The 12249-nt window shown below is 65.8% G+C and carries 10 protein-coding genes and 1 pseudogene; 3 read left to right on the top strand and 8 right to left on the bottom strand.

Annotated features, from left to right (window positions below; genetic code table 11):
- From AC3WON_RS05600 to AC3WON_RS05610, 3 genes are all read left to right on the top strand, one after another.
- Positions 1-403, top strand: a 403-nt coding sequence (locus AC3WON_RS05600; protein ID WP_492351330.1) for a LysR substrate-binding domain-containing protein, incomplete at its 5' end; no start/stop codon positions are given.
- Positions 404-507: 104 nt separating this feature from the next.
- Positions 508-813 (top strand): LysR family transcriptional regulator, encoded by a 306-nt coding sequence (locus AC3WON_RS05605; RefSeq protein WP_492351331.1) that lies wholly within the window; start codon positions 508-510, stop codon positions 811-813.
- A 152-nt stretch (positions 814-965) separates the two neighbouring features.
- Positions 966-1559 (top strand): TetR/AcrR family transcriptional regulator, encoded by a 594-nt coding sequence (locus tag AC3WON_RS05610; protein ID WP_492351332.1) that lies wholly within the window; start codon positions 966-968, stop codon positions 1557-1559.
- Positions 1560-1583: 24 nt separating this feature from the next.
- On the opposite strand, the gene AC3WON_RS05615 is transcribed toward AC3WON_RS05610, so the two are convergent.
- The 8 genes and pseudogenes from AC3WON_RS05615 to AC3WON_RS05650 all read right to left on the bottom strand — a co-directional run bounded on the left by AC3WON_RS05615 (position 1584) and on the right by AC3WON_RS05650 (position 12227).
- A complete protein-coding gene (locus AC3WON_RS05615; protein ID WP_492351333.1) occupies positions 1584-2597 on the bottom strand; it encodes a Bug family tripartite tricarboxylate transporter substrate binding protein in 1014 nt (337 codons plus the stop codon).
- A 77-nt stretch (positions 2598-2674) separates the two neighbouring features.
- The gene (locus AC3WON_RS05620; RefSeq protein ID WP_492351334.1) at positions 2675-4252 is read right to left on the bottom strand and encodes an AMP-binding protein; all 1578 of its coding nucleotides are present in this window, start codon (positions 4250-4252) and stop codon (positions 2675-2677) included.
- 279 nt (positions 4253-4531) lie between these two features.
- A complete protein-coding gene (locus AC3WON_RS05625; protein WP_492340420.1) occupies positions 4532-4969 on the bottom strand; it encodes a PAS domain-containing protein in 438 nt (145 codons plus the stop codon).
- 154 nt (positions 4970-5123) lie between these two features.
- Entirely contained in the window at positions 5124-6374 is a 1251-nt protein-coding gene (frc, locus tag AC3WON_RS05630; protein WP_035818898.1) for a formyl-CoA transferase, read from the bottom strand.
- Positions 6375-6416: 42 nt separating this feature from the next.
- Complete coding sequence (gene oxc / locus AC3WON_RS05635; protein ID WP_492319550.1) at positions 6417-8156, bottom strand: oxalyl-CoA decarboxylase; 1740 nt, start codon at positions 8154-8156, stop codon at positions 6417-6419.
- Positions 8157-8732: 576 nt separating this feature from the next.
- Positions 8733-8933 (bottom strand): annotated as a pseudogene (locus AC3WON_RS05640) (oxalate/formate MFS antiporter); the annotation flags it as partial.
- Between the two features lie 319 nt (positions 8934-9252).
- Positions 9253-10650: a Re/Si-specific NAD(P)(+) transhydrogenase subunit beta gene (gene pntB / locus AC3WON_RS05645; RefSeq protein WP_492319549.1), complete on the bottom strand. Its 1398-nt coding sequence runs from the start codon at positions 10648-10650 to the stop codon at positions 9253-9255.
- A gap of 14 nt (positions 10651-10664) precedes the next feature.
- Positions 10665-12227, bottom strand: coding sequence for a Re/Si-specific NAD(P)(+) transhydrogenase subunit alpha (locus AC3WON_RS05650; protein WP_492351335.1), 1563 nt, complete (start codon positions 12225-12227; stop codon positions 10665-10667).
- Positions 12228-12249 lie beyond the last annotated feature (22 nt).

Below are 12249 nucleotides of genomic sequence, written 5' to 3' on the forward strand. Positions count from 1 at the left end.
GCGCAATATCCCGCTGGCCGAGCTGGCTGATGAAGCCTTCGTTTCACGCGAGAAAGGCTCGGATACCTGGAATTCGATGCAGGAGGGCTTTGCCGGGCGTCTGTCGAACATGCGCATCGCGATGGAGATCAAGAGCACCGAGACCATCAAGCAGGCCGTGATCGCCAACATGGGCATCGCCTTCCTGTCGGCGCACACGGTCGGCCTGGAATTGCAGGCCGGCAAGCTCGCCGTGCTGGACATCGAGGGCTTCCCGGTGATGCTCAACTGGTATGTGGTGCACCGCAAGAACAAGCGGCTGCCACCGGTGGCGCTGGCGTTCAAGCAGTTCCTGATGGAGGAAGGCGCGGGACTGATCGAGCGAATTACCGGCGTGGAAGGTTTGATCCGCCAGAATGCATAAACGATTGATTATGGTATTGCTATGAAACTTTAATTATCGTAAATCATTCGCGGTCCCTATGCTTGTCTCAACCCAACCGCTACAGCGCATCTCAGGAGACGAGCATGAACCAGGTCCAGCAGGAAAGCCGCCAGGCTGCCATCACGGTCGGCACCGATAACCAACCCATTCCGCGCGACACCCAGCTCGCCGCCTACAACGCCGCGTTTATCGAGCTGGGCCTGCGCTTCCGCTGGGACGCCGAGATGTATGAATGGCTGTGCGGCATCGAATGCGAGAAGGCGCGCGTGGCCCGCTATATCGAAGAACACCACGCGCACCTGCTGGCCGCCTATGACGCCGCCTTTCTGAGCGCGCTGATCTTCGAGAAGAAGAACGAATACCTGCGCGCGGTCGGTCATCTCAACTGAGGGGGCCGGTCAGTTCACGGCGAGGCGCGCGAGCGGCCTCGCCTGATGGAAGCCTGCTTGCGATCCATCGCCATGCCTGCACCGCGCAGTCGTCGTAAGATTCGGCATCTACACTCACGCGCCCGGCGCTTGCCCGGCTTGCCACCCGTTTCATGCCGACTCGACGCACCGATGAAGAATTTGTCCACGAACTGACCCGGCTGCTGAGCACCGAAGGCGTGTCGTCGCTGACCATCGGCGAGATTGCCCGACGCATGCGCTGCTCGCGGCGGCGCCTGTACGAGATCGCGCCGACCAAGGAAGCGCTGTTCGTCGGCATCTGCCGCGACGTGCTCGCTGACAACCTGGAAAGGGGCTTTGCCGCGGCGCGCCGCGAAAGCGATGCGGCGCGGGCAGTGTCCGCCTACCTGCATGCCGCGCTCAACACGTCGGGACTGAGCAAGGCCGCGCTGGCGGACCTGGATGCGATCGACAGCGGCCGGGCGATATTCGACGACTACCAGCTGGCGCGCGTGCGCGGGCTGGAGAGCCTGCTCGAGGCAGGCATGCGGCAAGGGCTGATGGCGCCGCACAATCCGCGGCTGGTTTCCGAAGCGATCCTGGGCGCGGCGTACCGGCTGCGCAATCAGCAGTTCCTGAAGGAAACCGGCCTGAAGATCGGCGATGCCTTCAGCGAGTTCTACGAGATCATCCTGAACGGCCTGCTGTGCCGGCCCGAAGCCGGCGCCGGCGCCGGCACGTCCTAGCCGCGGATCGCGGCACCTGCCCTGCTATTGCAGCGGGACGTTGGCGGCGCGGATCACGCGGCCCCACTTGACGTATTCATCCTGCACGAAGCGGCTGGCCTGGTCGGGCGCCGCCACTACCGGGATCAGCGCCGCGGCATCCAGCGTGGTGCGCAGATCCGGGTTCTTCTGGGCCTGGTTGATGACCTCGTTCAGCCGCGTCACCACTGGCGCCGGCGTGCCCTTGGGCACGAAGGCCGCCATCCATCCCACGACCTCGAAACCGGGGACGCCCGATTCCGCGATAGTGGGCACGTCCGGCAACTGCGGCGCGCGTTTCGCGGTGGTTACCGCCAGCGCGCGCACCTTGCCCGATTTCACCTGCGTGACCGCGGCGCCGATGTTGGCGAACAGGAAGTCCACGTGCCCGCCTATCAGCGCGGCCATGGCTTCGGACGGCCCGCCATAGGGCACGTGCGTGTACTCCAGCCCCTTCACGTCCTGCTTGAGCAACTCCGCCGACAGGTGCGCCGAACTGCCGAGACTGCCCGACGCGTAGTTCACCTTGCCGGGCCGGGCCTTGACGTATGCCAGGAACTCGGCAAAGGTCTTGGCCGGGAAGTTGTTGTTCACCAGCAGCACATTGCCATTCAGCCCGAACACGGCCACCGCCTGGAAGTCCTTCAGCGGGTCGTAGGGCGTCGCCGCGATCAGGCGCGGGTTGATCGCATGGGTGACGTTGGTGCCCAGCAGCAGCGTGTAGCCGTCCGGCGCCGATCGTGCCACGAAGTTGGCACCGATGGTCGCGCCGGCGCCCGGCTTGTTCTCCGCCACCAGCGGCTGGCCCAGGGCATCGCCCATGTATTTGGCGAAGGTGCGTGCGGTCAGGTCGGTGACGCCGCCCGGCGCGAACGGCACCACGAAGCGGACCGGCCTGGCCGGGTAGGTGTCGGCGGCGTGCACGCTGGCGCAGGCGAGGCCCAGCGCCAGCAGGCATGCCCGCGCGGCGTGGAGCGCCCGGGTTGGGCGGATAGCGTTGAAACGTGAGCGGATTGCCATGATGGTCTCCTCCATTGTTGTCGGTCTGGCAGGCCGCCGGCCCTCTTGCGGGGCCGTGCGGCATGCGGTGGGCACGCTCAGGCCACCTGCCTCTCCTGGCCGCCCCAGTAGCGGCCGCGGATGGCCTTGCGGTCGATCTTGCCCAGCGCGGTCAGCGGCAGCTCATCCACGAACACCACCTGCTTGGGCGCATTGACCACGCCCTTGTGCTGCGTCACGTGGCCGATCACGTCGGCCTCGGTAAGCGCGGCACCGGGCCGGGCCGCGACCACGGCGATGACCGCCTCGCCCCACTTGGGGTCGGGGATGCCGATCACCGCGGACATGGCGATGGCCGGGTGCAGCGCCAGGCAATGCTCCACCTCGCTCGGGTACACGTTGAAGCCGCCGCTGATGATCATGTCCTTGGCGCGGTCGACGATGTACAGGAAGCCCTCGCTGTCGCAACGGGCCATGTCGCCGGTATGCAGCCAGTCGCCGGCAAAGACCTTGGCGTCTTCCTCGGGCCGGTTCAGGTAGCCCTCCATCACCAGCGGACCGCGCACGCACAGCTCGCCCACCTCGCCCGGCGCGACTTCACGCAGGTCGGGGTCCAGCAGCTTGACCTGGTTGCCCGGGATCACCTTGCCGCACGAGCGCAGGCGCTCGGGGTTGTCCGGATCGTGGTCGCGCTGGCTCAGGTAGCTGATGCACATCGGCACTTCAGCCTGGCCGTAGACCTGCCCGAACACCGGGCCGATGCGGCGCAGCGCGTCAGCGAGGCGCACCGGCGCGATCGGCGCGGCGCCGTAAAGCACCAGCTCCAGGCTGGACAGGTCGGCCGCGTCCAGCCCGTCGCAATCGAGCAGGCCATAGATCTGCGTGGGCACCAGGAAGGTCAGGTTGATCCGCTGTTCGGCCACGCGGCGCAGGAAATCGGCGGGGCTGAACTTGTCGCACAGGTAGATGGTGCCGCCGCGCAGCAGCGTCGGCAGGAACAGGCTGCCGGACGCGTGCGAGATCGGCGTGGTCACCAGGTAGCGGATCTGCGCCGGCCATTCGTAGCTGGCCAGCATGTACTGCAGCACCGTCACCGTGGTGCGGTGCGTATGCAGGATGCCCTTGGAACGGCCAGTGGTGCCGCCGGTATAGGCCAGCCGGCTGATTTCCGTGGGGTCGTCGCCGGGGACCACGGGCGCGTCATCGAACGCAGCCGCCGCATTGGCCAGGCCAGGCCCGAACTCGCCATCGTCCAGCGGCAGGACCTGCAGGCCGGCGCCAGCTGCCAGCACGCGCGCGCGCTCGGTGAAGCGGGCGTTGTCCACCACCAGCGCCCGCACCCCGGCATCCTGCAGCACGAAGGCGTGATCCGCTTCCGATGCCATCGGATGCAGCGATACGTTCTTCAGCCCGGCCAGCTGCGCGGCGATGATGGCGGCGACCGCTTCGGCGCGGTTGCCCACCAGGAAGGCCACGGCATCCTGGCGCGCCAGGCCGCGGGCGGCAAACAGCCGCGCGACGCGCGCGCACTGCCGCGCGAGCGCCTCATAGCTCAGCGTGGTGTCGTCGCCGACGATGGCGGGCACGCCGGGCCGGGCACGCAGCGCGGCCGCATAGAGCTGGCCCACCGTAGCGCCGCCATGGACTACCGCAGCGGCCGAAGCTTGACGGCTCATGTTGTCTCCTCGGATCTGTCTTTGTCAGGGCTCCCAATGTAGGAGGCATTCGGTACTCAGTCAACGATTTTGGTACCAAAAAGACCAGGATCGGCTACGCCAAAGCGGTGCTGGAAGCGCATGCCGGCCACCTATTCGGGAAAACTCGGGGGGACAAACGAACCTGCGCGGGGGCCCCGGCCGGGGCCGCCGCGCAAACAGGAAACGGCCAGGACCAGGCCTGGCCACCGGGCCGACGCGCTGCGCGGCTGGCCCTGGATCACGGAAAAGGCACGCGCCTCAGGCCTGTTCCTTGACCTGGTTTTCCAGCTCCACCAGCCGCTTCTTCAGCGCCCGCTCCTCCTGGAAGCGCACGGTCTCGTCGCGGACCACGGCGACGATGCCGGTGATAGCGCCCGCATCATCCTTGAGCAGCGCCACGGTGAAGGCGATCGACATGGCCTTGCCGTCCTTGTCGACCGCGGGCACCTTGAGCAGATCGTGGCCGTAGCGCGTGATGCCGGTCGCCATGGTCTTGTCGTAGCCCTCCCAGTGCCGCCCGCGCAGGCGCTCAGGGATGATCAGGTCGAGCGACTTGCCCATGGCCTCGGCCTGGGTAAAGCCGAACATGCGCTCGGCCGCGGGATTCCATAGCGTGATGGCGCCCTTGGCGTCGGAGATGATGATGGCGTCGCCGATGGCGGACACCAGTTGCGCGTAATCGATCTGGTCTGTCATGGGGATTCCCTCGTTATTACCAGGGCCGGTCGGCGCCGGCCTGTCATGGCCATCAAGGTAGCGTGCCACATGGCCACGCTGCAAGCAAAAACGCCGGGGCCCGCTATGCGCGAGACCCCGGCGTACACTCCGGCACAAGTGCCGGCGGGCAGCGTCAGATCACCTGGGACTCGCGCAGGCGCTTGATGTCGTCCGCGCCGTAGCCCAGGCCGGCCAGCACCTCTTCGCTATGCTCGCCCAGCAGCGGCGACCCGGTGATCTCCGGCTTGAGGTCGGAGAACTTGATCGGGCTGCCCACCGTAAGGTAGGTGCCGCGCTCCTTGTGCGGCACCTCGGTGATGCTGCCGCTGGCTCGCAGCGACGGATCATCGGCGATTTCCTTCATCGACAGCACCGGCGAGCACGGGATGTCGAACTTGCGCAGGATGTCCACGGCCTCGTACTTGGTCTTGTCGGCGAGCCATTCCTCGATGGTGTTGAAGATATCGAAGATATGCGGCTGGCGAGCCTTGGCGGTGGCGTAGTTGGGATCGGAAATCCATTCCGGCTTGCCCAGCGCTTTGCAGATCGGCTCCCAGGCATGGCCCTGGATGGTGAAGTAGATATAGGCGTTGGGGTCGGTTTCCCAGCCCTTGCACTTCAGCACCCAGCCCGGCTGGCCGCCGCCGCCCGCGTTGCCGCCGCGCGGCACCACGTCGCTGAAGCTGCCGTGCGGATACTGCGGGTACTCTTCCAGGTAGCCCAGGCGGTCCAGGCGCTGCTGGTCGCGCAGCTTGACCCGGCACAGGTTCAGCACCGCATCCTGCATCGACACGGCCACCTTCTGGCCCTTGCCGGTCTTGTCGCGGCCGATCAGCGCGGTGAGGATGCCGATGGCCAGGTGCATGCCGGTGTTGGAATCGCCCAGCGCCGCGGCGGACACCGTCGGCGGGCCATCCCAGAAGCCGGTGGTCGAGGCCGCGCCGCCGGCGCACTGGGCCACGTTCTCATAGACCTTCAGGTCTTCATAGTGGTGGCCGTCGCTGAAGCCCTTGACCGAAGCCACGATCATCTTCGGGTTCAGTTCGTTGATGCGTTCCCACGAGAAGCCCATGCGGTCCAGCGCGCCCGGGCCGAAGTTCTCGACCAGCACGTCCGACTCGCGGATCAGCTGCTCCAGGATCTTCTTGCCGTCCGGCTTCTTGGTGTCCAGCGTCAGGCTGCGCTTGTTGCTGTTGAGCATGGTGAAGTACAGCGCATCGACATCCGGGATGTCGCGCAGCTGGGTGCGCGTCACGTCGCCGGAACCGGGGCGCTCGACCTTGATCACGTCCGCACCGAACCACGCGAGAAGCTGCGTGCAGGCGGGACCGGCCTGGACGTGCGTGAAGTCGATGATCTTGATGCCGTTGAGTGGGAGGTTCACTTTCGTTCTCCTATTGGATCAGAGGGGTGAAATTCGGGTGAATTACTTCTTGGCCGAGCTTTGCGGATTCAGATTGGTCAGACGACCGCTTTCCGTGCCGGCAGCCGGATCGATGACAGCGTTGACCAGCGTGGGCTTGCCCGAGCGCAGGGCTTCGTTCACCGCAGCCTCGAGTTCCGCCGGCGTGGTGACGTTGTGGCCGACGCCACCGAACGCTTCCATCATCTTGTCGTAGCGCGCGCCCGGGACGAACGTCGTGACCGCCGGATCCTTGCCGCCGGTCGGATTCACGTCGATACCCTTGTAGACGCCGTTGTTGTTGAAGATGACGATGCAGACCGGCAAGTTGTAACGGCAGATCGTCTCGACTTCCATGCCCGAGAAACCGAACGCACTATCGCCGCACAGCGCCAGCACCGGCTTGCCGGTCTCGACCGCCGCGGCGACCGCGTAGCCCATGCCCACGCCCATCACGCCCCAGGTGCCTACATCCAGGCGCTTGCGCGGCTCGTACATGTCGATCACGGCACGGGCGTAGTCCAGCGTGTTGGCGCCTTCGTTGACGAACGAGATGCCCGGGTTGGCCTTGACCACATCCTTCAGCACGCTCAGCGCGCCGTGGAAGTTCATCGGCGAGACATCCCTGGACTTGGCCAGGGTCTCGGCCATCTTCGCCAGGTTCGTGTCCCTGCGGTCGGCCACCGCGTTCAGCCACTCGGCGCCCGGCTTGGCAAAGTCATTGCCGACCTTGTCGAGGATTGCCGACACGCACGAACCAATGTCACCCACTACCGGCGCGGCGATGGCGACGTTGCTGTCCATCTCGGTCGCCGCGATGTCGATCTGGATGAATTGCTTCGGCTTGCCCCAGGTCTTGCCCTTGCCGTGCGACAGCAGCCAGTTCAGGCGGGCGCCGACCAGCAACACCACGTCAGCTTCAGCCAGCACATACGAGCGTGCGGCCGAGGCCGATTGCGGATGCGTATCGGGCAGCAGGCCCTTGGCCATCGACATCGGCAGGTACGGAATGCCCGTCTTCTCGACCAGCGTGCGGATATCCGCTTCGGCGCGTGCGTACGCGGCACCCTTGCCCAGCAGGATCAGCGGGCGCTTGGCGCTCTTCAGCAGCGCGACAGCACGGTCGATCGAGTCCGGTGCAGGCAGTTGGCGCGGGGCCGGATCCACCACCTTGATCAGCGACTTGCGGCCCTTCTCGGCTTCCATCGACTGGCCCAGCAGCTTGGCCGGCAGGTCCAGGTACACACCGCCCGGACGGCCCGACACGGCGGCACGAATGGCACGCGCGATCCCGACACCAATGTCTTCAGCGTGCAGCACGCGGAAGGCAGCCTTGGCGTGCGGACGCGCGATGGCCAGCTGGTCCATCTCTTCGTAGTCCCCCTGCTGCAAATCGACGATCTCGCGCTCGCTCGAGCCGCTGATCAGGATCATCGGGAAGCAGTTGGTGGTCGCATGCGCCAGCGCCGTCAGCCCGTTCAGGAAGCCCGGCGCAGAAACGGTCAGGCAAACGCCCGGCTTTTGCGTGAGAAAGCCGGCAATCGCTGCTGCGTTGCCTGCGTTCTGCTCGTGACGGAAGCTGATGACGCGCATGCCGTTGGCCTGCGCCAGACGGGCCAGATCGGTGACCGGAATGCCGGGCAAGCCGTAGATGTTTTCGATGCCGTTCAGCTTCAGCGCGTCGATGACCAGATGAAAACCATCGGTTTGTGCCTGATGTTCTTCCGTGGCGTGACGCTGCAGTTCGTTTCCGACTTCTGCCATGGTTGATTCCTTCTATACAAATTGACTGGGGTTGGAATTCTTCTAATTCAGCGTGTCTTCCGCGTGGTGCTCCCGACCCGCTTGGCTTCGACGACTTCGGACATGTCTTGGTCTCCTCGTTGAACTCTTTACGGGGCGGGGCACTCTCGCCTTCTCGCCCTTCGCTGTTGCTACCCGTATGCCTTGCGGCGCCCGATCGTTTCATTCGATCTTGATGACATACGGTATGTGATATATCAGAACGAAGCAAGAAGAATTTCCCCTAGATCTTCAAGTTTCGTCGATGCGGCGCAGCAATTTTGCAGGCAACTACCGCTAAATCAACCCAATTCCTGAAAGCACGCCATTCATGCGCAATCGGCACAGATTTCCGGGCCATGTCGAAACCTGGAAATCTAGTCGGAATTACGCATGCAGATATACTACATACCAAAATTCCAGCGACTTTGTGGCCCTCTGGAACACGTTGCCGCGCACTGACGGCCTCCGCGAACACCAGCGCGCCCACTATGGGAATGTCCTGCCCCCACTCCGGAAGCCCGGCAGCCTACGCGAGGCTCCCCCTCTACCCTTCCGCCTATGCGGCGACATGCCAGCCAGGCACGCGCCGTCGGACACGCGCACTGCCTCGGCATGCCCGATGATAAAGCGCTTGCGCATGGGCGCCAGGAACACCTTGGCCGAGATCCCTGCCGCAATCGTCACCACCGCCGCCACCGAGAACACGGCTCCCCAGCCACCATGCGCCGACAGGACCGATGCCAGCGGCACCACCACAGTACCGCCTTGGCCGCCACCGCGCCCTTGGGCGCCTTGGGCTTCACCAGCAGCAGTGCCAGCACGAAAATGCACACGCCCTGCAAAATGCCGAAGGTCAGGAAGGCCTTTTCATAGCCCGAGCTGCATTGCGGCACATGAAGTCGTGGATTGATGCTACCTGAAGCTTAATTTGACTAGTCTTAAAGTTTTTTATCGTATCTATTCGTGATCGTTTATATATCGCGGAGCTGGCATGAATCGCCTGCCGGGCTTCCAAGATTGTCTATGGCTGGGCCCATCCAGACAACAAAAGCCACCGCCTGAACTGTTCAGCAACTCAGGCCGGCGCTTCCTCCAGTTGCCTCAGCAGGGCATCGACACTGCCCTTGGCGTCGCCGAACCACATCCGCGTGTTGTCCTTGTAGAACAACGGGTTGTCCACGCCCGCATAGCCCGCCGCCATGCTGCGCTTGGACACCACCACGGTGCGGGCCTTCCACACTTCCAGCACCGGCATGCCGGCAATGGGGCTGCCTGGGTCTTCCAGCGCACCGGGGTTGACGATGTCGTTGGCGCCCACCACCAGCACCACGTCGGCCTTCTCGAAGTCGTCGTTGATCTCTTCCATCTCCAGCACGATGTCGTACGGCACGCGCGCCTCGGCCAGCAGCACGTTCATGTGCCCGGGCAGGCGGCCCGCCACCGGGTGGATGCCGAAGCGCACGGTGACGCCCTGCGCCCGCAGCCGCCGCGCGATCTCGCTGATGGTGCCCTGCGCCTGCGCCACCGCCATGCCGTAGCCCGGCACGATGATCACGTCGCTGGCGTCCTTGAGCAGGTTGCCGACTTCCTCGCTGGACACCGGCAGCACCTCGCCCTGCTCCGTCGCCGCGCCCTGTGCCTGCACTGCGCCGAAGCCGCCCAGGATCACCGACAGGAACTTGCGGTTCATCGCCTTGCACATGATGTAGCTGAGGATGGCGCCGCTCGATCCCACCAGCGCGCCGGTGATGATCAGCAGGTCGTTGCCCAGCATGAAGCCGGTGGCCGCCGCGGCCCAGCCGGAGTAGCTGTTGAGCATCGACACCACCACCGGCATGTCGGCGCCGCCGATGGCCAGCACCAGGTGCGCGCCGACCAGCAGCGCAATCACCGTCATCGCCGCCAGCGGCACCAGCCCCTGCTGCGCGTCGGGCGCGCTCAGGAAGGCATAGCCCAGCCACACGCAAACCAGCAGCGCGATGGCATTCAAGGCATGCCGGCCCGGCAGCAACATCGGCTTGCCGCCCATGGTGCCCTGCAGCTTCAGGAAGGCGATGATCGAGCCCGTGAACGTGACCGCGCCGATCAGGATGCCAAGGTAGGTTTCCACTTCATGGATGGCCTTCTCCGCGCCGGTGAGCGCATGGGTATCCAGGTAGTTGGCGTAGCCCACCAGCACCGCGGCCAGGCCGACGAAGCTGTGCAGCACCGCCACCAGCTGCGGCATCTGCGTCATTTCCACGCGCCTGGCCAGCAGGGCACCGGCGATGCCGCCCACCAGCATTGCGCCGATGATGATGGCGATGCCGTCCGGGCTGCCCGCCAGCACGGTGGTCAGCACCGCGATCACCATGCCAGCGATGCCCAGCAGGTTGCCGCGGCGCGCGGTGCCGGGGTGGCTCAGCCCGCTCAGGCTGAGGATGAAGAGCGCACTGGCGCCCAGGTAAGCGATATTGCTGATTCCGGATGGCATCCTTGTCTCCCCCTCTAGTCCCGCTGGAACATCTTGAGCATGCGCTGCGTCACCAGGAAGCCGCCGGCGATATTGATGGTGGCCAGCAGCACCGCGCTGCCGGCAATCACCGCCGTCACCAGCGACGGCTTGCCCAGCTGCACCAGCGCGCCCACCACGATGATCCCGCTGATGGCATTGGTCACGCTCATCAGCGGTGTATGCAGCGCGGCGGTGACGTTCCACACCACCTGGTAGCCGACAAAGATCGCCAGCACGAACACCGTGAAATGCGCCATGAAGGCCGGCGGCGCGACCGCGCCCAGGCCCAGCAGCGCCGCCGCCGCGATGGCCAGCGCGACCAGCGTCGCGCCGGTGCGGCTGCGCGGCGGCTCGGCCTCGGCCTGCACCGGCGGCGGCGCGGCCGGCGCCTGCTGCTGCGGGATCGCCACCGTCAGCGGCGGCGGTGGCCAGGTCACCGTGCCCTGGTGCAGCACCGTGGCGCCGCGGATCATCTCGTCGTCCATGTCGACCACGAGCTGGCCGTCCTTGCCCGGCGTCAGCTCCGTCAGCAGGTGGCGGATATTGGTGCCATAGAGCTGGCTGGCCTGCGCCGCCATGCGGCTGGGCAGGTCGGTGTAGCCGATGATGGTGACGCCGTGCTGCCGCACCGCCTCGCCCGGCACGGTCAGCACGCAGTTGCCACCCTGCTCAGCAGCCAGGTCGACCACCACGCTGCCGGCGCGCATCAGGCCCACCGTGCCGGCCTCGAGCAGCTTGGGCGCGGGCCTGCCCGGGATCAGCGCGGTGGTGATGATGATGTCGACCTCGCGCGCCTGTTCGGCAAAGAGACGCATCTCGGCTTCGATAAAAGCCGGGCTCATCTCCTTGGCATAGCCGCCGCTGCCGCTGCCGTCCTCTTCGATCTCGACGGTCAGGAACTCGGCGCCCAGGCTTTCGATCTGCTGGCGCACCACCGGTCGCGTATCGAAGGCGCGCACCACCGCACCCAGGCTGCGCGCCGCGCCGATCGCCGCCAGCCCCGCCACGCCCGCGCCGATCACCAGCACGCACGCCGGCGGGATCTTGCCCGCTGCCGTGATCTGCCCGGCAAAGGGCCGCCCGAACGCATGCGCGGCTTCGATCACCGCGCGGTAGCCAGCCATATTGGCCATCGAGCTGAGCGCATCGAGTTTCTGCGCGCGCGAGATGCGCGGCACGCAGTCCATCGCCAGCACGGTTGCGCCGCGCTGCGTCAGCCGCTCCAGCATCGCCATCTGCTGCGCCGGCCAGACAAAGCCGATCAGCGTGGCATGTTTCTTCAGCAGCGCCGCCTCTTCCACGCCCAGGCTGGGATGGACCTGCGGCGGGCGCACCTTGATCACCACGTCGACCGAGGCCCACAGGCTGGCCGCGTCGACAATGGCCGCACCGGCGGCGCTGTAGTCAGCGTCGGAGAACGACGCTTCCTGGCCGGCGCCGCTCTCCACCACCACCTGATAGCCGAGCTTGAGCAGTTCCCTGACCGAGTCGGGCGTGGCGGCAACGCGCCGCTCGCCCGGGTGGACTTCGCGTGGCACACCGATCGTCATTGGCATGGCATTCACCGTTTTATGGAAG

This window comes from Cupriavidus sp. FW305-46 (assembly GCF_058787075.1).

What these genes read in the sequence shown, in the direction of transcription:
- AC3WON_RS05605 (WP_492351331.1), top strand. Translation starts at nt 508, where the DNA reads ATGAACCAGGTCCAGCAGGAAAGCCGCCAGGCTGCCATCACGGTCGGC.
- AC3WON_RS05610 (WP_492351332.1), top strand. Translation starts at nt 966, where the DNA reads ATGCCGACTCGACGCACCGATGAAGAATTTGTCCACGAACTGACCCGG.
- AC3WON_RS05615 (WP_492351333.1), bottom strand. Translation starts at nt 2,597, where the DNA reads ATGGCAATCCGCTCACGTTTCAACGCTATCCGCCCAACCCGGGCGCTC.
- AC3WON_RS05620 (WP_492351334.1), bottom strand. Translation starts at nt 4,252, where the DNA reads ATGAGCCGTCAAGCTTCGGCCGCTGCGGTAGTCCATGGCGGCGCTACG.
- AC3WON_RS05625 (WP_492340420.1), bottom strand. Translation starts at nt 4,969, where the DNA reads ATGACAGACCAGATCGATTACGCGCAACTGGTGTCCGCCATCGGCGAC.
- oxc (WP_492319550.1), bottom strand. Translation starts at nt 8,156, where the DNA reads ATGGCAGAAGTCGGAAACGAACTGCAGCGTCACGCCACGGAAGAACAT.
- pntB (WP_492319549.1), bottom strand. Translation starts at nt 10,650, where the DNA reads ATGCCATCCGGAATCAGCAATATCGCTTACCTGGGCGCCAGTGCGCTC.
- AC3WON_RS05650 (WP_492351335.1), bottom strand. Translation starts at nt 12,227, where the DNA reads ATGCCAATGACGATCGGTGTGCCACGCGAAGTCCACCCGGGCGAGCGG.